Source organism: Klebsiella sp. C283, assembly GCF_048822555.1.
Lineage (GTDB): Bacteria > Pseudomonadota > Gammaproteobacteria > Enterobacterales > Enterobacteriaceae > Klebsiella > Klebsiella quasipneumoniae.
This window is the reverse complement of the sequence record NZ_JBMEZS010000007.1, coordinates 221,942-242,407: the sequence shown is the minus strand read 5'-3', so window position 1 is coordinate 242,407 and position 20,466 is coordinate 221,942. Positions and strand designations below refer to the sequence as shown.

18 protein-coding genes are annotated in these 20,466 nt (G+C 57.8%); all 18 read right to left on the bottom strand.

Going from position 1 to position 20,466, the window contains the following annotated elements:
• Positions 1-276: 276 nt before the first annotated feature.
• Positions 277-1,194 carry a UDP-3-O-acyl-N-acetylglucosamine deacetylase gene (lpxC, locus tag ACOI7Z_RS15645; RefSeq protein WP_002888632.1) on the bottom strand — a complete coding sequence of 306 codons (918 nt, stop codon included), beginning with the start codon at positions 1,192-1,194 and terminating at the stop codon, positions 277-279.
• Positions 1,195-1,294: 100 nt separating this feature from the next.
• Positions 1,295-2,446, bottom strand: coding sequence for a cell division protein FtsZ (gene ftsZ / locus ACOI7Z_RS15640; protein WP_002888628.1), 1,152 nt, complete (start codon positions 2,444-2,446; stop codon positions 1,295-1,297).
• Positions 2,447-2,508: 62 nt separating this feature from the next.
• Positions 2,509-3,771, bottom strand: coding sequence for a cell division protein FtsA (ftsA, locus tag ACOI7Z_RS15635; protein ID WP_004204343.1), 1,263 nt, complete (start codon positions 3,769-3,771; stop codon positions 2,509-2,511).
• Positions 3,768-4,598: a cell division protein FtsQ gene (ftsQ, locus tag ACOI7Z_RS15630; protein ID WP_004204342.1), complete on the bottom strand. Its 831-nt coding sequence runs from the start codon at positions 4,596-4,598 to the stop codon at positions 3,768-3,770. The genes ftsA and ftsQ overlap by 4 nt, the downstream gene beginning before the upstream one ends.
• Before the next feature lies 1 nt (position 4,599).
• On the bottom strand, positions 4,600-5,520 hold the full coding sequence (locus tag ACOI7Z_RS15625) for a D-alanine--D-alanine ligase (RefSeq protein ID WP_085551405.1): 921 nt from the start codon (positions 5,518-5,520) through the stop codon (positions 4,600-4,602).
• On the bottom strand, positions 5,513-6,988 hold the full coding sequence (gene murC, locus ACOI7Z_RS15620; protein WP_065882758.1) for a UDP-N-acetylmuramate--L-alanine ligase: 1,476 nt from the start codon (positions 6,986-6,988) through the stop codon (positions 5,513-5,515). Before murC ends, ACOI7Z_RS15625 begins: the two co-directional genes overlap by 8 nt.
• A gap of 47 nt (positions 6,989-7,035) precedes the next feature.
• Positions 7,036-8,106, bottom strand: a complete 1,071-nt coding sequence (gene murG / locus ACOI7Z_RS15615; protein WP_032429099.1) for an undecaprenyldiphospho-muramoylpentapeptide beta-N-acetylglucosaminyltransferase — start codon at positions 8,104-8,106, stop codon at positions 7,036-7,038.
• Entirely contained in the window at positions 8,103-9,377 is a 1,275-nt protein-coding gene (ftsW, locus tag ACOI7Z_RS15610; protein ID WP_004204337.1) for a cell division protein FtsW, read from the bottom strand. Before ftsW ends, murG begins: the two co-directional genes overlap by 4 nt.
• Positions 9,377-10,693 (bottom strand): UDP-N-acetylmuramoyl-L-alanine--D-glutamate ligase, encoded by a 1,317-nt coding sequence (murD, locus tag ACOI7Z_RS15605; RefSeq protein ID WP_023291980.1) that lies wholly within the window; start codon positions 10,691-10,693, stop codon positions 9,377-9,379. The genes ftsW and murD overlap by 1 nt, the downstream gene beginning before the upstream one ends.
• Positions 10,694-10,695: 2 nt before the next feature.
• A complete protein-coding gene (gene mraY / locus ACOI7Z_RS15600; protein ID WP_004204335.1) occupies positions 10,696-11,778 on the bottom strand; it encodes a phospho-N-acetylmuramoyl-pentapeptide-transferase in 1,083 nt (360 codons plus the stop codon).
• Entirely contained in the window at positions 11,772-13,130 is a 1,359-nt protein-coding gene (murF, locus tag ACOI7Z_RS15595; protein ID WP_420702354.1) for a UDP-N-acetylmuramoyl-tripeptide--D-alanyl-D-alanine ligase, read from the bottom strand. The genes mraY and murF overlap by 7 nt, the downstream gene beginning before the upstream one ends.
• The gene (murE, locus tag ACOI7Z_RS15590) at positions 13,127-14,614 is read right to left on the bottom strand and encodes a UDP-N-acetylmuramoyl-L-alanyl-D-glutamate--2,6-diaminopimelate ligase (RefSeq protein ID WP_023291978.1); all 1,488 of its coding nucleotides are present in this window, start codon (positions 14,612-14,614) and stop codon (positions 13,127-13,129) included. The genes murF and murE overlap by 4 nt, the downstream gene beginning before the upstream one ends.
• Positions 14,601-16,367 carry a peptidoglycan glycosyltransferase FtsI gene (locus ACOI7Z_RS15585; protein ID WP_023291977.1) on the bottom strand — a complete coding sequence of 589 codons (1,767 nt, stop codon included), beginning with the start codon at positions 16,365-16,367 and terminating at the stop codon, positions 14,601-14,603. The genes murE and ACOI7Z_RS15585 overlap by 14 nt, the downstream gene beginning before the upstream one ends.
• Positions 16,368-16,382: 15 nt before the next feature.
• On the bottom strand, positions 16,383-16,748 hold the full coding sequence (gene ftsL / locus ACOI7Z_RS15580) for a cell division protein FtsL (protein WP_002888550.1): 366 nt from the start codon (positions 16,746-16,748) through the stop codon (positions 16,383-16,385).
• Complete coding sequence (gene rsmH / locus ACOI7Z_RS15575) at positions 16,745-17,686, bottom strand: 16S rRNA (cytosine(1402)-N(4))-methyltransferase RsmH (RefSeq protein ID WP_004204328.1); 942 nt, start codon at positions 17,684-17,686, stop codon at positions 16,745-16,747. The genes ftsL and rsmH overlap by 4 nt, the downstream gene beginning before the upstream one ends.
• Before the next feature lie 2 nt (positions 17,687-17,688).
• Positions 17,689-18,147, bottom strand: a complete 459-nt coding sequence (gene mraZ / locus ACOI7Z_RS15570; protein WP_004204327.1) for a division/cell wall cluster transcriptional repressor MraZ — start codon at positions 18,145-18,147, stop codon at positions 17,689-17,691.
• Positions 18,148-18,787: 640 nt separating this feature from the next.
• Positions 18,788-19,792, bottom strand: a complete 1,005-nt coding sequence (cra, locus tag ACOI7Z_RS15565) for a catabolite repressor/activator (RefSeq protein WP_004145952.1) — start codon at positions 19,790-19,792, stop codon at positions 18,788-18,790.
• Positions 19,793-19,973: 181 nt separating this feature from the next.
• Positions 19,974-20,465 carry an acetolactate synthase small subunit gene (gene ilvN, locus ACOI7Z_RS15560; protein ID WP_002888536.1) on the bottom strand — a complete coding sequence of 164 codons (492 nt, stop codon included), beginning with the start codon at positions 20,463-20,465 and terminating at the stop codon, positions 19,974-19,976.
• Between the last annotated feature and the right edge of the window lies 1 nt (position 20,466).

The window sequence follows — 20,466 nt, the reverse complement described above, 5'->3', positions numbered from 1 at the left end:
TTATTAACGTTTTTCGCAGGACAACCTGATGTCCACGGGGTAAAGCAACCCGGAGAAATAATTTTGCGCTCAAATACTAACATTAATAGCGCGCTGAGGCAGCATGAATGAAGGCTGTTGCCCGGGGAAAACGCTTAATAAAGCAGCGAACGCGCGCTAATTATTACCCAGAAATCGCAGCGAAAAATAACGGGAAGAGGCTATAAAAGAAAAACGACTGGTTCCCTGGTCGGAGAGAGTACCAGGTTACCAGTCGAATTTACTGAATGGTCAGGCTTACGCCAAAACCATCGACGGTGCGCGGAACGCCATTGGCAGTTTTGCGTCGTCTTCGAAGGTCACATACTCCCAGGCTTCCTGTTTTGCCAGAACAGCCTGCAGCAGTTTGTTATTCAACGCGTGACCCGATTTGTACGCCGTGAATGCGCCGATAATGTTGTGACCACACATAAACAGGTCACCGATCGCATCCAGCATTTTGTGGCGAACAAATTCGTCTTCAAAGCGCAGACCGTCTTCGTTCAGTACGCGATAATCGTCAACAACGATGGCACAATCGAAGCTGCCGCCCAGGCACAGGCCGCGGGACTGCAGATATTCGATATCGCGCATGAAACCGAAGGTACGCGCACGACTAATCTGACGCATGAACGCATCGGCCGAGAAGTTCAGCGTATAGCGCTGGGTGCTGGCATCAATCGCCGGATGGTTAAAATCGATGGTAAAGTCCAGCGAAAAACCATTGTACGGTTTGAATTCAGCCCATTTGTCGCCATCTTCGACGCGAACCGTCTCTTTGATACGTACAAATTTCTTGGCGCAGTTCAGTTCATCGATGCCGGCGTCCAGCAACAAATAAACGAACGGAGCCGCACTGCCGTCCATAATCGGGATTTCCGGTGCATCGACTTCAACAATAATGTTGTCGATACCCAGGCCAGCCAATGCGGCGTTCAGGTGTTCAACCGTAGAAATCCGCACGTCATGCTCATTAACCAGGCAAGTACAGAGCATGGTATCACGCACAGATTTGGCATCAGCCGGAAAATCTACCGGTGGATTCAAGTCGGTGCGACGATAGATGACCCCGGTATTTGCCGGCGCAGGGCGTAACGTCAGTGTGACTTTCTTGCCGGTATGCAAACCGACACCAGTCGCCTGAACGATACGTTTAAGAGTCCTTTGTTTGATCATCGTATAATCTCGCCAATTTACCTATCCAACCGAAGTGTACACCACTATCGGGAGGCCAGTTTAGCACAAAGAGCGCAGATGCCCAACTTCCAGTCGATTCTTAATCGGCTTGCTTACGCAGGAAGGCTGGGATATCCAGATAATCCGGCTCTTTCGCGGTTTGCGGCGTATTGTCGTTCACCACTTTTGCCGCCGGCTTCTGCTCTTGCGTCAGCGGGGACATACCGTGCTGCTGGTAGCGATCCATCACCGGCTGCTGAACCTGTTTGTTGGTCACCAGGGTAATTTCCGGACGCTTGTCCATGCCGATACCGGTCGCCACTACGGTGACGCGCAGTTCGTCGTTCATATCCGGGTCCAGAGAGGTACCGATAACCACGGTGGCGTTATCCGAAGCAAATGCGCGGATGGTGTTACCCACGGTTTCGAACTCATCCAGACGCAGGTCGAAGCCCGCGGTGATGTTAACCAGCACGCCGCGCGCGCCGGACAGGTCGATATCTTCCAGCAGCGGAGAAGAGATAGCCATTTCAGCCGCTTCTTCCGCACGGTCTTCACCGCTCGCCACGCCGGAGCCCATCATCGCGTAGCCCATTTCTGACATCACGGTACGGACGTCCGCAAAGTCGACGTTCATCAGGCCCGGACGGGTGATCAGTTCGGCGATACCCTGCACCGCGCCTTTGAGGACGTCGTTTGCCGCGCCGAACGCATCAAGCAGAGAAATGCCGCGGCCAAGTACTTTCAGCAGCTTGTCGTTCGGGATGGTGATCAGTGAGTCAACGTGCTTGGACAGCTCGGTGATCCCCTGCTCAGCAAACGCCATGCGCTTCTTGCCTTCAAAATTAAACGGCTTAGTGACCACCGCCACGGTGAGGATCCCCAGATCCTTAGCCACTTCGGCAACAACAGGCGCCGCGCCGGTACCGGTACCGCCGCCCATGCCTGCCGCGATGAACACCATGTCTGCGCCATCAAGGGCCGCACGCAGCGCTTCACGGTCTTCGTCCGCCGCATTACGGCCGACTTCCGGGTTCGCGCCAGCGCCCAGACCTTTGGTAATACCGCTACCGATCTGGATAGTCTGGCCAACAGCCGTTTTACGCAGCGCCTGCGCATCGGTGTTCACCGCGAAGAATTCAACACCCTCAATGCGCTCGCGCACCATGTGTTCAACGGCATTACCGCCGCCGCCACCGACGCCGATGACTTTAATCACCGCGTCGTTGGTCAGTTCCATAGGTTCAAACATAGTTTCTCTCCGTTTTGTGCCTGTCGCCTGAGAACGCTAATTGTCTGCGTTCTCTTAAAAAATTAAAACTCTTTTCGCAGCCAGCTGTTGAGTCGCTTAATCCACGAGCCCACCGACGCCGTCACGCGTTTTTCGACTTCCGCTTCACCACTCAGATGTGACTCTTTTCCGTAGTGCAGCAGCCCCACCGCCGTCGAATAATACGGCTCCTGGGCATAGTCCGTTAAACCGGTGATGTTCAGCGGCGCGCCAATGCGCACCTGAGTATGGAACACGCGCTGCGCACAGGCCGCCAGACCTTCAATTTGCGCCGCGCCGCCGGTTAACACAATCCCCGCCGCCAGATGGTGTTTAACCCCCTGCTGGCGGAGCTGTTCCTGCAGCTGCAGGATCTCTTCATTGACCAGATTAAGCAGTTCGGTATAGCGCGGTTCAATCACCTCAGCCAGCGTCTGACGCTGCAGGCTACGCGGCGGCCGTCCGCCTACGCTCGGTACTTCGACGTTTTCGTCTTTACCGACGATGGAACCCAATGCGCAACCGTGACGAACCTTAATGGCTTCGGCGTCGCTCGGCGGCGTACCGAAGGCATAGGCGATATCGCTGGTCACCACGTTGCCCGCGTACGGGATCACTTTGGTGTGACGCAGCGCGCCGCCGGTATAGACGGCGATATCCATTGTACCACCGCCAATATCCACCACGCAGACGCCCAGCTCACGTTCGTCTTCTGTTAATACGGAATAACTGGCCGCTAAACCGGCGAAAATAAGTTGGTCAACTTTCAGACCACAACGTTCCACCGCTTTAACAATGTTTTTCGCCATATCGTTATGGCAGGTAATCAGATGTACCTTCGCCTGCATACGCACGCCGGACAGCCCTACCGGGTTTTTTATCCCTTCCTGGTAGTCAATGGCATATTCCTGCGGAATCACGTGCAGGACGCGATGCTCATCGCGTACGCGAACCGACTTCGCGGTATGGACCACGTTCTCGACGTCGTCCAGCGTCACTTCTTCTTCCGAAATCGGTACCATCCCGATTTCATTCTGACAGCTTATATGTTTACCCGAAAGAGCCAAATAAACTGATGAAATCTGGCAATCCGCCATCAGTTCGGCCTGGTCGATGGCGCGCTGTACGCATTTCACCACCGACTCGAGGTCGTTCACACCGCCTTTATCCATACCACGCGATGGGCAACTGCCCACGCCGATGATATTAATCATGCCGTCGGGCAGAACTTCCCCTACTAAAGCGGCCACCTTGGCGGTGCCAATCTCCAGTCCAACTACCAGTTTTCTGTCCGTCGCCTTGATCATTGTTGTTCTGCCTGTGCCTGATTCTGTTGTTGATTAGTTTCCTCTGCGGGAGCAGGTACCCAGCCCACTGCCGCACCCGAGTCATAACGCAAATCAACGTAGCTAATCCGTTTGCCGTCGGTCTGCGCCTGCTGCTGAAGAACCGGGTAGAGTTCCATAAAGCGCTGAAGCCGTTTCATGGTGTCGCCACGGCCAAGGTTGAGCTTAATGTCATTATTAAGCGTCAACTGCCAGGAACGACGGGCGGTCATTGCCGCCACTTTCAACGTGAATTTATCCTTTGCCAGCACCTGCCCCATGTCACGGTACCCTTGCAGCACTTCGTTCTCGCTGCCTTCCGGGCCATATAACATCGGTAAATTCTGTTTGCTGGTGCGATCCGCCGGCACGCTGAAGGCATTTCCTTCTGCATCCACCATATGTTGATCATTCCAGCGTGCAATCGGCACATATTCAACCAGATGAATCTTCAATTCATCGGGCCACTGCTTTCGGACGCTCGCTTGCTTAATCCATGGCAGACGTTCAATCTGACTCTGAATGATGTTCACATCCTGAGTCATAAAGGTGCCCGGCGAACCCAGCGCCAGGATCGCCTGGCGGATGTCATCATTGCGCGTATAGTGACGCTCGCCGGTCACCACCATCTTCGACAGCGGTAAACGCTGCGCGTCTTCCATCCAGCCAAGAACCATCCACCCGCTGACCAGCACGGTAAACAGCACCGCCAGCAGGAAAACGATCCCTGCCAGCCGCGTTCCATTACTCCGACGCGAAGAAGAAACGTCCTCTTCATGGTTCCGCGTATTCAGCGCAGCCTGCGACATATCACCCCGCCAGGTCCAGAATTCGTACAACAAGCTGGGAGAAGCTCATTCCTGCCTGACGCGCCGCCATCGGTACAAGGCTATGGCTGGTCATGCCCGGGGAAGTATTCGCTTCCAGCAGATAAAACTGGCCATCGCTGTCCAGCATGACGTCAATACGGCCCCAGCCTTTGCAACCCAGAACATTCCAGGCTTTAAGCACCAGGCTCTGAATGGCTGACTCACGCGCTGGATCTTCCAATCCTGGGCAGAAATATTGCGTCTCATCAGAGAGATACTTCGCCTCATAATCATAGAAGGTTCCAGCCGCCTGGATACGTATTGACGGTAAAATTTCTTCACCGACGATGGCGACGGTAAATTCCGGCCCACTGAGCCATTTTTCGACCAAAACTTCATCATCATGCTGAAAAGCCAGCGCCAGTGCACTCGCTAAATCACAGCTTTCGCTGACTTTCGACATCCCAACGCTGGAGCCTTCGCGGCTGGGCTTGATGATGAGCGGCAGACCCAGCGCCGCAATCTGCTGTTCGACATCAGCAGATAATCCGGCGCTAAACTGGGCGCGGGTCAGCGCCACCCACGGCGCGACCGGTAATCCGGCCCCCTGCCACAGCCATTTGCTGCGCAGTTTATCCATTGAAATCGCCGAAGCCATCACGCCGCTGCCGGTATAAGGCAGCTGGATCAGATCCAATAGCCCCTGCAGCGTGCCATCTTCCCCGCCGCGGCCGTGGAGTGCAATAAACGCTTTCTTAAAGCCCAGCTTTTTCAACTGGGTAATATCGACATCGCGCGGGTCAACCGGATGGGCATCCACCCCGGCTTCACGCAGCCCGGCCAGCACCGCGGCGCCTGAATTCAGCGACACTTCACGTTCAGCGGAGGTTCCACCGAAAAGCACCGCGATTTTATCAGCCATGGCGCTCCTCCTCCGTTTTTTGCGGGATCAGTTTGATTTCAGCCAGGTGACGGGCGATTTTTCCAATGTTTCCGGCACCTTGCACCAGCACTAAATCGTTACCGGTCAGCACCGACGCCAGCATCGCCGCGGCCTGCGCCGGGTCGGACACCAGAATCGGGTCGACTTTACCGCGACCGCGGATCGTACGGCACAGCGAGCGGCTGTCGGCGCCCGGGATCGGCGCTTCGCCTGCCGGGTAGACATCGAGCATCAGCAGCGCATCGACCTGGGTCAGCACGTTGGCGAAATCATCGTACAGATCGCGAGTACGGGTATAACGGTGTGGCTGGAATACCATCACCAGATTTTTATCCGGCCAGCCGGCACGCGCCGCTTTGATAGTGGCATCGACTTCCGTCGGGTGGTGGCCGTAGTCATCGATCAGCATCGCGCTGCCCGCTTTGCCGTTGACTTCCGCCAGCGGAAACTCGCCAAGAAAATCAAAGCGGCGTCCGGTTCCCTGGAAACTTTCCAGCGCGCGCAGGATCGCCTGATCGTCAATCCCCTCTTCCGTCGCCACGGCAACCGCCGCCGCCGCGTTCAGCGCGTTATGGCGTCCCGGGGCATTGAGCGTCACCTGCAGCAGTTCTTTATCCTGACGCACCAGGCGGAAATGCCCCTGCGCCCCAACCTGACGGTAGTCTTCTACGCGAACGTCGGCGTCGTCGCTGAAACCGTAGGTGGTGATCTGCCGGCCGACGCGCGGCAGCAGTTCACGAATAACCGGATCGTCCACGCACATTACCGCGCGTCCGTAGAACGGCAGGTTGTGCAGGAAATTAATAAAGGTCTGCTTCAGATTTTCGAAGTCGCCATGGTAGGTATCCATATGGTCGGCTTCGATGTTGGTCACAATCGCGACCATCGGCTGCAGATGCAGGAACGACGCATCGCTCTCATCCGCTTCCGCAATCAGGTAACGGCTATGGCCGAGACGGGCATGCACGCCCGCCGCTTTCACCAACCCGCCGTTGACGAAGGTCGGGTCCAGCCCGGCTTCGGCGTAAATACTGGACACCATCGCGGTGGTGGTGGTTTTGCCGTGAGTTCCGGCAATCGCGATCCCGTGACGGAAGCGCATCAGCTCCGCCAGCATTTCCGCACGACGGATCACCGGGATACGCGCTTCGTGCGCGGCGACGATTTCCGGGTTATCCGCAGAAATCGCGCTGGAAACGACCACAACGCTGGCATCGCGCACGTTTTCCGGGCGATGGTTGAAATAAATGGTGGCGCCAAGCTGCGACAGCTGCTGGGTCACCGGATTCGGCGCCAGGTCGGAGCCGCTGATCTGGTAACCTTCATTAGCCAACACTTCGGCAATACCGCCCATACCGGCACCGCCGATGCCGACAAAGTGAATGTGCCGAACGCGACGCATCTCGGGCACTATGGAACGCAGTTTTGCCAAATCTTGTGTATTCATTCTTTACGCCATCAACTTCTGTATTCGGGCGGTGAAAATCACCGCAATTAGCGCGCCAAAGCTACGGCGCTGACCTCTTCTGCTACCCGCTCGGTAGCGTCCGGAATCGAAGCGCCACGCGCTCGTTCCGCCATATCCAGCAAGGTTTCCCGATCCCAGCTCGCCAGAGTAGAGGCTACCGCCTCTACCGTGAACGCCGGCTGTTCGAGAATTTTCGCCGCGCCGGCTTTCTCCAGCGGCAGCGCATTCCAGTACTGCTGACGATCTTTGTGCTGGAACGGTACAAACAGCGCCGGTAAGCCCGCGGCCGCGATTTCGCTAACCGTCAGCGCGCCGGAACGGCAAACCACGACATCTGCCCAGGCATACGCCGCGGCCATATCATCAATAAATTCCGTCACTTTATGCTGCGGCTGCCCCGCGGCGGCATAGGCCTGCTGCACGGTTTGCTGGCCGCCTTTACCACTCTGATGCCAGATGGTCACCGTATCGCCAAGCTTCGCCGCCACCTGCGGCATGGTCTGGTTCAGGACGCGCGCGCCCTGAGAGCCACCGACCACCAGTACGCGAATCGGCCCCTGACGGCCCACCAGACGCTGCCCCGGCAGCGGCAGCGCCAGCACATCGGTGCGCACCGGATTGCCGACCACGTCCGCATGCGGAAAGGCGCCGGGAAACGCCTGCATCACTTTCTTCGCAATCTTCGCCAGCCACTTGTTGGTCAGGCCGGCAATGCCGTTTTGCTCGTGGAGGACCACCGGGATCCCCAGCGACCACGCCGCCAGACCGCCAGGCCCGGACACATAGCCGCCCATGCCCAGCACCACGTCCGGCTGGAAACGCTTCATGATCGCCCGCGCCTGACGCCAGGCGTTGAAGATCCGCACCGGCGCCAGCAGCTGTGCTTTAATCCCTTTGCCACGCAGGCCGGAGATACGGATAAAATCAATCTCGATGCCGTTTTTCGGCACTAAATCCGCTTCCATACGATCGGCGGTACCCAGCCAGCGAACCTGCCAGCCCTGGTCCATTAGATGGTGCGCGACCGCCAGTCCCGGGAACACATGCCCGCCGGTACCGCCCGCCATCACCATCAACCGCTTTTCCTGACCGCTCATCGAACACCCCGTGTAAACGCCTGGGCTTTTTCCAGACGCGTTTCATAATCAATTCGCAACAACAACATGATGGCCGTCGACATAATCAGCAGACTGGAACCACCATAACTGATCAGCGGCAGCGTCAGACCTTTCGTCGGCAGCATCCCCGCCGCCGCCCCGACGTTAACTAACGCCTGGAAGCTAAACCAGATACCAATCGCACAGGCGAGGAAGCCGGAGAAGCGATGATCGATCTCCAGCGCTTTTCGGCCAATCGACATGGCGCGGAAAGCGACGAAGAATACCATTAAAAGCGCCAGTACCACACCGATATAACCGAGTTCTTCGCCGATGATGGCGAAGATAAAGTCAGTGTGCGCTTCCGGCAAATACTCCAGTTTTTGCACCGAGTTACCGAGTCCCTGCCCCCACATCTCGCCGCGGCCAAAGGCCATCAGCGACTGGGTCAGCTGGTAGCCGCTGCCGAACGGGTCTTCCCACGGGTTCCAGAAGGAGGTCACGCGGCGAATACGGTACGGTTCGGCGAGGATCAACAGGACCACCGCCGAGATGCCCATGCCGATAATGGCGATGAACTGCCACAGCTTGGCGCCGGCGAGGAACAGCATCGCCAGCGTGGTAACGAACAGCACCACCACCGTACCGAGGTCAGGCTGCGCCAGCAGCAGGATCGCCAGCACGAAAATCACGCCCATCGGTTTTAAGAAGCCGCGCAGGTTGTTGCGCACTTCGTCAGCTTTACGCACCAGATAGTTGGCGATGTAGCAGAACAGCGACAGCTTGGTGAACTCCGCCGGCTGAATGCGCAGCGGACCGAGGGCGATCCAGCGCGATGCACCGTTTACCGAGCTACCCACCACCAGCACGATCAGCAGCATGACGATCGAGGCGATCAGCATCGCGGTACTGTGGCGCTGCCAGAAATCCATCGGCAGTCGCAGCGTCACCAGCGCGAGGACAAAGGCCAGCACAATGTACAGGCCGTCACGCTTGGCGAAGAGGAAAGGATCGTTCGCCAGACGCTGCCCCACCGGCATTGACGCCGAGGTCACCATAATAAAGCCGATCGCCGCCAGGCCGAAGGTCAGCCACAGCAGCATCCGGTCATACATCACCAGACTGTCGTTATCTTTTGGGCGCGAGCCCATCACCCAGCCTTTCAGCGCGGCGAACAGCCAGGCGAAGATAAACATCCCCGGCAGTCGCGGCAGTCTCAACCGAGGCAAGCTCAGTTGCGGCATTCTCAGGCGTGGGAGAGAGAAACGCATCAACCTAACTCCTTCGCCAGGCGGGCAAACATCTCGCCCCGTTGTTCAAAGTTCTTAAACTGATCCAGGCTGGCGCAGGCCGGCGACAGGAGAACCATGTCGCCCGCTTTCACCAGGGGCGCAATCTGACGCATCGCCTGTTCCATGGTTTCAGTTTGTACCGCCACCTCAGGACGCAGCTCGGCGAGCTCGGCGCCGTCGCGACCAAAGCAGTACAGGCGGATACGATCGCCGCCAAGGTAGCGCTTCAGCGGGGTGAAATCAGCGGACTTGCCGTCGCCGCCCAGCAGCAGATACAGCGTGCCATCAAGCTGCAGGCCGTTCAGCGCCGCCTCGGTACTGCCGACGTTGGTTGCCTTCGAGTCGTTAATCCAGCGCACGCCGTTGTGATCCAGCACCAGCTGGAAGCGATGCGCCAGGCCGGTAAAGGTGGTCAGCGCCTTCAGGCTGCTGGCACGCGGCAGGCCCGCGGCATCGGCCAGCGCCAGCGCCGCCAGGGCGTTGCTGTAGTTATGCTGACCCGTGATAGACATCTCTTTTACATTGAGGACTTTCTCACCTTTAACGCGCAGCCAGGTCTCGCCCTGCTGACGGTTAAGGTGGTAGTCACCGACATCGACGCCAAAGCTGATGCAGCGATCGTCCGCGCCGCGTACCGGCATGGTGAGCGCATCGTCCGCGTTGACCACGCAGGTCTTCGCATTCTCGTAAATCCGCAGCTTCGCCGCGCGATACTGCTGCAGCCCCAGCGGGTAGCGGTCCATATGGTCCTCAGTCACATTGAGGATGGTTGCCGCCACCGCCTGCAGGCTGGAGGTGGTTTCCAGCTGGAAGCTGGAGAGCTCCAGGACATACAGCTCACGATCGGTATCCAGCAGCATCAGCGCCGGCAGGCCGATATTGCCGCCCACGCCGACGTTAACCCCGGCCGCTTTCGCCATCTCGCCCACCAGGGTGGTGACGGTGCTTTTGCCATTCGAGCCGGTAATGGCGATGATCGGCGCCTGCGCTTCGCGGCAGAACAGTTCGATATCACCAACGATCTCTACGCCAGCGTCCGCCGCCGCGCTCAACGAAGGATGAGCCAGCGCGATGCCGGGACTGGCGACAATCAGATCCGCCGCCAGCAGCCAGGTATCATTGAGGCCGCCGACATGGCATTCGACCGATTCAGGCAATTTATCCAGCCCGGGAGGCGCGACGCGGGTGTCCATCACGCGCGGGGTTACGCCGCGCGCCATGAAAAAGTCCACGCATGACAGGCCGGTCATGCCCAGCCCAATAATGACGACTTTTTTACCCTGATAATCTGCCATGATTAACGTACCTTCAGCGTCGCCAGGCCAATCAGCACCAGCATCAGCGAAATAATCCAGAAGCGCACGATAACGCGCGGCTCCGGCCAGCCTTTCAGTTCATAGTGGTGGTGGATCGGCGCCATGCGGAAGATACGCTGACCGCGCAGCTTAAAGGAGCCGACCTGCAGGATCACCGACAGGGTCTCCACCACGAAAACGCCGCCCATAATCACCAGCAGGAATTCCTGACGCAGCAGCACGGCGATAATGCCCAGCGCGCCGCCGAGCGCCAGCGAACCGACGTCGCCCATAAAGACCTGCGCCGGATAGGTGTTAAACCACAGAAAGCCCAGCCCCGCGCCGACGATCGCCGTACAGACGATCACCAGTTCGCCGGCGTGGCGCAGATAGGGGATGTGCAGGTAGTTGGCGAAATTCATGTTACCGGTCGCCCACGCCACCAGCGCAAAACCCGCCGCGACGAAGACGGTGGGCATGATCGCCAGGCCGTCGAGACCGTCGGTCAGGTTAACCGCATTGCCGGTGCCGACGATCACGAAGTAGGCCAGCAGGATATAGAACAGCCCCAGCTGCGGCATAACGTCTTTAAAGAACGGCACCACCAGCTCGGTCGCCGGGGTGTCTTTCCCGGCCAGATAGAGCGCGAACGCCACGCCCAGCGCGATCACCGACATCCAGAAATACTTCCAGCGGGCGATCAGGCCTTTGGTGTCTTTGCGCACCACTTTACGGTAGTCATCAACGAAGCCGATGATCCCGTAGCCGATTAATACCGTCAGCACGCACCAGACGTACGGGTTGGAGGGGTAAGCCCACAGCAGCACTGACACGGTGATCGCGGTGAGGATCATGATCCCCCCCATGGTCGGCGTGCCGCGTTTGCTGAAGTGGGACTCCGGACCGTCGTTACGAACCACCTGGCCGAAGGAGAGTTTTTGCAGACGGGCGATCATGCGCGGGCCCATCCACAGAGAGATGAACAGCGCGGTCAGCAGGCTGACGATGGCGCGAAACGTCAAATACGAAAAGACGTTAAAGCCGGAATAATATTTGACCAAATGTTCGGCCAGCCATACTAACATGTCCCAGTCTCCTGTAATGCGCGTACTACCTCTTCCATGGCGGCACTACGTGAACCCTTCACTAAAATGGTCATTATCTTATGCTCCGCCAGCAGCTCGCGCAGGCGAGCCACCACGGCGGCTTTATCGTTAAAATGTTCGCCCACGCCGCTGGCGCGGCTGATATCCGCGCTCAAGGCGCCGACGCTGAGAACGCAATCCAGCCCTGCCGCTTTCGCCGCTTCGCCGACTTCACGATGGCAAGCCGCGCTTTCCGCGCCAAGCTCCGCCATATCGCCGACCACCATCGTCCGGAAGCCGGGCATCTCTGACAGCACCTGCACCGCCGCGGTCATCGAACCGACGTTAGCGTTATAGGAGTCATCCAGCAGCAGCTGACTCTCGGTCAGGCGGATCGGGAACAGACGTCCCGGAACGGCCTGCAGCTGCGCCAGACCGGCTTTCACCGCCGCCAGATCGGCGCCTACCGCCATCGCCAGCGAGGTCGCCGCCAGCGCGTTAGCGATGTTGTGGCGTCCCGGCAGCGGCAGCAGTACGTCAACGTTGCCGGTTGGGGTCTGCAGCGTAAATTCGGTGCCGTGGCTGGTGATCTGCACGTTAGTCGCGGTGAAATCGCTGTTGGCCGCGTTCGGCGAGAAGCGCCACACTTTGCGATCGCCAATCACCGCCTGCCAGTTCAGCCAGTCGTTGTTGTCGGCATTGAGAATGGCGATGCCGTTTTCCGGCAGACCGGTATAGATTTCGCCCTTCGCCTTCGCCACGCCCGCCAGCGAGCCGAAACTTTCAAGGTGCGCGGCGGCAAGGTTGTTGACCAGCGCCGCTTCCGGACGCGTCAGGCTGACGGTCCAGGCGATTTCGCCCTGGTGGTTGGCGCCAAGCTCAATCACCGCGTACTGATGTTCTTTGGTCAGACGCAGCAGGGTCATCGGTACGCCGATATCGTTGTTCAGGTTGCCGGCGGTATACAGCGTGTTGCCGCACTGGCTGAGGATCGCCGCGGTCATCTCTTTGACCGAGGTTTTACCGGACGAGCCGGTCAGGGCGACGACGCGAGTCGGCACCTGCTGACGTACCCAGGCGGCCAACTCGCCGAAAGCCTGCCGGGTATCTTTCACAATCACCTGCGGGAGATCGCAGGGCAGCGGACGGCTCACCAGCAGCGCGCCGGCGCCTGCCGCTTTCGCCTGTTCGGCAAAATCATGGGCGTCGAAACGCTCGCCTTTCAGCGCCACAAACAGGCAGCCCGCCGTGATTTTACGGGTGTCGGTGGTCACCTCGTCGATAGCGATATCGCTACCCTGCCGTTCGCCATGAGCGATCGCGGCGAGCTGGCTTAACGTAAAGCGAATCATGCTACCGCTCCCAGCAGACGCGCGACGGTGACGCGGTCGGAATAATCCAGACGACGGTTGCCGACGATCTGGTAATCTTCATGGCCTTTACCCGCCACCAGCACCACGTCGTTCTCCTGCGCCTGCATCACGGCGTTGGTCACCGCTTCCGCACGGCCTTCCATCACTTTTGCATGACCTGCATCGAGCATGCCGGCCAGAATATCGTTGATAATCGCCCGCGGCTCTTCGGTACGCGGGTTGTCGTCAGTGACGACCACGATATCGGCGAACTCTTCAGCAATCGCCCCCATCAGCGGACGCTTGCCTTTGTCGCGGTCTCCGCCGCAGCCGAAGACGCACCACAGCTTGCCGCTGCAGTGCAGGCGCGCGGCCTGCAGCGCTTTTTCCAGCGCGTCAGGCGTATGGGCATAATCCACCACCACGGCCGGTTTACCGGGCGCGCTGAACACTTCCATACGGCCGCATACCGGCTGTAAACGAGCCGCCGTTTTCAGCAGATCGGCCAGCGGATAGCCCAGCGCCAGCAGCGTGGCCAGCGCCAGCAGCAGGTTGCTGACGTTAAAGGCGCCCATCAGGCGACTTTCAATTTCACCGTTGCCCCAGCTGGAGTCAAACTGGATGGTGGCGCCGCTGTCGTGATAGTTGACCGCGGTGGCCTTCAGCCAGCGGCCGTGGCAGTTCGGATTGATATGATCTTCCATCGACACCGCCACCGCGTCCGGTAGCTTCGCCAGCCAGCGACGACCGACTTCATCGTCAGCGTTGACGATGGCCTGGCCGCAATGGTGGGTGGAGTACAGCAGCCATTTCGCCGCTTCGTAGTGCGCCATATCGCCATGGTAGTCGAGGTGGTCGCGGCTCAGGTTGGTAAATACCGAGGCGGCAAACTGCACGGCCGCCACGCGGTGCTGCACCAGCCCGTGGGAAGAGACTTCCATCGCGCCGAAGGTTGCCCCCTGCTCGACCAGGCCGGAAAGCACGTGCTGAACATCGACCGCAGAGCCGGTGGTGTTTTCGCTCGGCACCACTTTATCCAGCAGCCCGTTGCCGACGGTCCCCATCACCGCGCTGGTTTCGCCGAGCAGTTTCGCCCATTGCGCCAGAAGCTGGGTGGTGGTGGTTTTGCCGTTGGTACCAGTCACGCCCACCAGACGCAGCTGCTGCGACGGCTGATGATAAAAACGCCCGGCCAGCGCCGATAAACGTTCGTTAAGCTGGCTCAGGTAGATAACCGGCACGCCGTGCATTTCACGGATCTCACCGTCTTTCGCTTCGCCCTGCGCTTCAGCAATAATGGCAGCCACACCTTGCGCTATCGCCTGCGGGATATAACGACGCCCGTCCGCCTGATGACCCTGTACCGCGATAAAGAGATCGCCGGAAGCCGCCACCCGGCTGTCCAGCGTCATCTCTCGCAGAATGCGCTCCGGTGCGTTTGGCACCCATGGAGCGAGAAGGTCGCGCAAATTACGATCTGCCACCTGTTCCCTCGCCTTGATTAATTACAAATTCACTTTTTTCGCCCGTTGCCAGCGCATCCGGTTCGATGTTCATGGTGCGCAATACGCCGCCCATGATGGCACCGAACACCGGCGCGGAAACGGCGCCACCGTAGTATTTACCTGCCTGCGGGTCGTTGATCACCACCACCAGCGCAAAGCGCGGATGGCTGGCGGGCGCAACGCCTGCGGTGTAAGCAATATATTTGTTGATATAGCGGCCATCCGGCCCCACTTTTTTCGCCGTACCGGTTTTAATCGCGATGCGATAACCTTTGATCGCCGCTTTCACGCCGCCGCCGCCGGGCAGCGCCACGCTTTCCATCATATGAACGACGGTACGAACGAGTGATTCCGGGAAGACACGCTCGCCCGGAACCGGTGGATCAACTTTGGTAATCGACAGCGGGCGATAGATGCCGTAGCTGCCAATCGTTGCGTAGACTCGCGCTAACTGTAACGGGGTTACCATTAGCCCGTAGCCGAAAGAAAAGGTGGCCCTCTCTATGTCAGACCACCGTTGTTTTTGAGGATATAAGCCACTGCGTTCTCCGACCAACCCCAAATTGGTCGCCTTTCCAAGCCCAAAACGTGAGTAAGTATCTACTAACGCTGAGGACGGCATCGCTAACGCCAGCTTAGAAACACCGACGTTACTCGACTTCTGTAGCACCCCGGTCAGGGTCAATTCGCTGTAGCGCGCCACGTCTTTAATTTCGTGGCCGTTAATTCGATAAGGCACGGTATTGAGTACGGTATTTTCGTTGACGATACCGCGCTGCAGCGCCGTCATCACCACCATCGGCTTCACCGTCGAACCCGGTTCGAAGACATCGGTGATGGCGCGGTTACGCATGGTGTCTTTCGCCGTGCCGGCGAAATTATTTGGGTTGTAGGACGGGCTGTTGGCCATCGCCAGCACTTCGCCGGTGTTCACGTCCACTAACACCGCGCTACCGGACTCGGCTTTGTTAAAGGCCACGGCGTTGTTCAGCTCACGATATACCAGCGCCTGCAGACGCTCGTCGATGCTCAGCGCCAGGTTGTGCGCCGCCTGGCTGTCGGTGGAAGAGATGTCTTCAATTACCCGGCCATAGCGGTCTTTACGCACGATACGCTCGCCCGGCTGGCCGGTGAGCCATTTATCAAAGCTTTTTTCGACCCCTTCAATCCCCTGGCTGTCGACGTTGGTAAAACCGATGAGGTGAGCGGTCACTTCCCCGGAAGGGTAGTAACGACGGGATTCTTCACGCAGATGAATGCCCGGCAGCTTCAGTTTTTTGATGTAGTCGGCCATGTCAGGGTTAACCTGACGCGCCAGATAGATGAAACGCATCCGCGGATTGGTATTGATGCGCGTCGCCAGCTGATCCAGCGGCATATTGAGGGCATCCGCCAGCGCCTTCCAGCGCGTATCCAGGGTTACCCCTCCGGCATCATGGAGTTCTTTCGGATCGGCCCAGATAGCTTTCACCGGCACGCTGACCGCCAGCGGACGTCCGGAGCGGTCGGTAATCATCCCGCGCGCGGTGGACACTTCCTGTACGCGCAGGGAACGCATATCGCCCTGACGCACCAGCATATCCGGGCTGACCACCTGTAGCCAGGCAACGCGGCCCAGCAGGAAAGTCAGCGCCAGCAGAATGCAGCCGCACAGCAACGCAAAACGCCAACTGATAAAGTTGGCCTGTTCTTCCTGACGTTTTGCTTTTGGCGTTTTTGGCGCTGCTTTCATCCGTCGCAATAATCCTTATTTCTGTACAACGATATTTTCTTGTGATGGATCGACGTGTTGCATCTGCAACTTCTCGGTCGCGATCCGTTCAACCCGACTGTGATCGCCGAGCGCGTTCTCTTCGAGGATCAGGTTGCGCCACTCAATGTCCAGGGCGTCGCGTTCCAGAACCAGTTGTTCACGCTGCGCGGTCAACAGGCGCGTGTGGTGCGCGGTGGTGACCACGGTAATCGCCGTAATAATGATGCAAATGAACAGGCAGAGTGGCAGTTTCCCAAACCGCAGAAGGTCGTCCCCGATCACGCCAGGCAAAGCATGGCGCTCGTTGCTTCCAATCGACCCTTTAACTTTGCTTAAGGCCTCTGTCACTCTGCCGATCATGCGTTCGTCCTCTCTGCGATACGCAGCACTGAACTACGGGCACGTGGATTCTCTGCCACCTCTTCTTCGCCCGGCATCAACTTGCCTAGTGCTCGTAACTCACGGCCGCCCAGTTTTTTGAGCTGCGATTCGGTCATCGGTATTCCCGCCGGAACCTGCGGACCGCGGCTTTGCTCACGCATAAAGCGCTTTACAATGCGATCTTCCAGCGAATGAAAACTAATGATCGACAGCCGCCCGCCCGGGGCCAGCACGCTGAGCGAGCTTTTTAGCGCCTGCTCTATCTCCTCCAGTTCACTGTTTACCCAAATGCGCACCGCCTGGAAGGTACGGGTCGCGGGATGTTTGTGCTTATCTTTTACCGGCATCGCCGCGGCGATGACCTCCGCCAGCTCTTTGGTGCGGGTCATCGGTGCAATGCGATTACGTTCGACGATCGCGCGGGCGATCCGTTTACCGAAACGCTCTTCGCCGAAGGTTTTAATCACCCAAGCGATATCCGCTTCTTCAGCGGTCTGCAGCCATTCGGCCGCGGACTGACCGCGGGTCGGATCCATGCGCATATCCAGCGGCCCGTCGCGCATAAAGGAAAAGCCGCGTTCCGCATCGTCAAGCTGCGGGGAAGAGACGCCAAGATCGAGCAGAATGCCGTCGATCTTACCGGTAAGATTGCGCTCGCCGACGTACTCAGCAAGCTGTGAAAATGGACCATGTACGATGGAAAAGCGGGGATCATCGATGGTTTGCGCGACGGCAATCGCCTGAGGATCGCGATCGATTGCCAGCAAGCGTCCTTCCGCTCCCAGTTGGGAGAGGATCAGGCGCGAGTGACCGCCGCGACCAAAGGTACCATCAATATAGATACCGTCTGGACGAATATTGAGGCCGTTGACGGCTTCATCCAGAAGTACCGTAGTGTGTTTAAAATTTTCCATCATTTTTATAAAGACAAATCCTGCAGGCGCTCCGACAGTTCACCGGTCGCGGACTGCTCAGCGTCGATATCTTCCTTGACCCGTTGATACCAGGTCGTTTCGTCCCACAGTTCAAATTTATTAAACTGCCCGACCAGCATCACTTCTTTTGTCAGCCCGGCATGCTGCCGTAACACCGGCGCTATCAGCAAGCGACCGGCATTATCCATCTGACATTCGCTGGCATGACCCAGAAGCAAACGCTGTACGCGCCGCTCAACGGGATTCATGCTCGATAAACGCGACAATTTCTGCTCGATGACTTCCCATTCAGGCAATGGATAAAGCAGCAGGCACGGGTGATGAATGTCAATGGTGCATACCAATTGACCGGCAGCGTCCTCGATCAGCCCATCGCGATAGCGCGTTGGCACGGCCAGGCGGCCTTTGCTGTCGAGATTGACTAACGTTGCTCCACGGAACATGCCAGCCTCACCCCTTTTCGCCACTTTATCCCACAAATCCCCACCACAAGGAGTTTACGGAGCGGAGGAAAAGCTTGTCAAGCCAGCACGAATGCCAACGGAGCTCAAAAACCCATTATTTACAGCCGACATTAGCCCTGATGAAAAAATCATCAACAGGCGAGGCAAATTAACGTTATGAATACGTGTAAGAAAATAACCAACAAACTCGTAACAGTTATAAACATCAAAATATCTTCGGCGGGAAAATATAAAGTGTCAGTTTGCGACGCGAGCGGCATTTTAGGCCATTATGCCGGCCGTTAACAGTACCTGTTGCTGGCTGAAGGGCTGACCAGGCGCGGGATAAGGCAGGAGAGAAAGGTTGGGGCTAACAAAATGGGTGTTAATTCAGCAATTAACCTGGTGAATGTAACAAAATAATACAATTAAAGCCGGCACAATCATTTTTTGTGTCCCGTTTTGAGTCGCAAAACGATTGCCAGCGAATAAAACAAAATAACGCGTAAAGAAGTTTAGGGATTTGTCTGAAATATATTCAGTTTTGCATTCTGGACGTCAGTTGCCTGATTTATCGCCAGCGGCCTGCTCTCTGGCAGGCCTGCCAGGAATAATCCTGGGTGCTGACGATATTGCGCCCTTAACGGCGATTCAGGCTGCCGCGGCGATAAAGATTACGTCGAATACGGCTGAGGCCCGGCTTCGGCTTGCGCGGTTCATCGAGGCTGGCGAGGACGATCTCGAGCACCCGCTCAGCGACATCGCGATGGCGCTGGGCCACGGCCAGTACCGGACACTGCAGGAAATCGAGCAGCTCATTATCGCCGAAGGTGGCGATCGCCAGCTCGGAAGGCAGTTTACCCTCACGGCGCAGCGTCACATCCATGACGCCCTGCAGCAACGGGAAAGAGGTGGTGAACAGCGCCTGCGGCATCGGATGGGTTTCAAGCCATTTCTCAAACAGCTGGGCCGCCGCTTCTCGCTCGTAGCTGTTGGCATAGAGATAATGCACCTCACGCGGATCGTCCTGCCAGGCTTTACGGAAGCCTTGCTCGCGCAGGAAGCTCACCGACAGTTCCGGCAGCGCGCCCAGATAAAGCACCGTTTCGCCGGGAAAGGTCCGCAACTCGGCGGCGAGCATCTCGGCATCGTCCTGGTCAGCGCCGACGACGCTGGTGAAGTGCTCGCGGTCAAGGGCGCGGTCGAGGGCGACAATCGGAAACGGATCGTTAGCCCAGCGCTGATAAAAAGGGTGCTCCGGCGGCAGCGAGGTGGAAACAATGATGGCGTCCACCTGGCGCTGTAGAAGATGCTCGATACAGCGCATTTCGTTATCGGGCTGATCCTCCGAGCAGGCAATCAGCAACTGATAACCGCGCTGGCGCGCCTGCCGCTCCAGATAATTTGCAATGCGGGTATAGCTGGTGTTCTCCAGATCCGGGATCACCAGACCGATAGAGCGTGTGCGTCCTGCACGCAGGCCAGCAGCGACCGCATTCGGGTGATAGTTGTGCTCTCGCACGACAGCCATCACTTTTTCGACCGTTTTGTCGCTTACGCGGTACTGCTTCGCTTTGCCATTAATCACATAGCTCGCGGTGGTTCTTGAAACACCGGCCAGCCGGGCGATTTCATCCAGTTTCACAATTGCCCCTTGGGTAAGAAGTGCCAAACATAACCATTATTCAGGTATGGAACCCTTTTTATAACATCTAAGCGCAGAATAGTTAGCGCAGCAACCGCTTTCGCTTACAGTTCCTACTGATTTCGCAAAAAAAAAAGCCCGACAGTCGCTGCCGGGCTATTTTTGCATCAGTTCCCGATCCTCAGCGCATGATTTTATCACCGCGAGACAGGCCGACCACGCCGGAGCGAGCCACTTCCACGATCCGAGCGACATCGCGCAGAGAGGCCAGGAAAGCGTCGAGCTTATCGCTGGTGCCGGCGAGTTGAACGGTATAGATAGAAGGCGTCACGTCGATAATCTGTCCACGAAAGATTTCGGTGTTGCGCTTCACTTCTTCACGGCCGTAACCGCTGGCCTGGACCTTCACCAGCATGATTTCGCGTTCGACATGAGCCCCCTGCCCCAGCTCGCTGACCCGCAGGACATCCACCAGCTTGTGCAGCTGCTTTTCAATCTGCTCGATCGCTTTTTCATCGCCCACGGTCTGGATGGTCATCCTGGAGAGGGTCGGATCGTCCGTCGGGGCGACAGTCAGGCTTTCTATATTATAGCCGCGCTGGGAAAAGAGGCCGATAACGCGGGACAATGCGCCCGATTCGTTTTCCAGTAATACCGATAATATCCGGCGCATA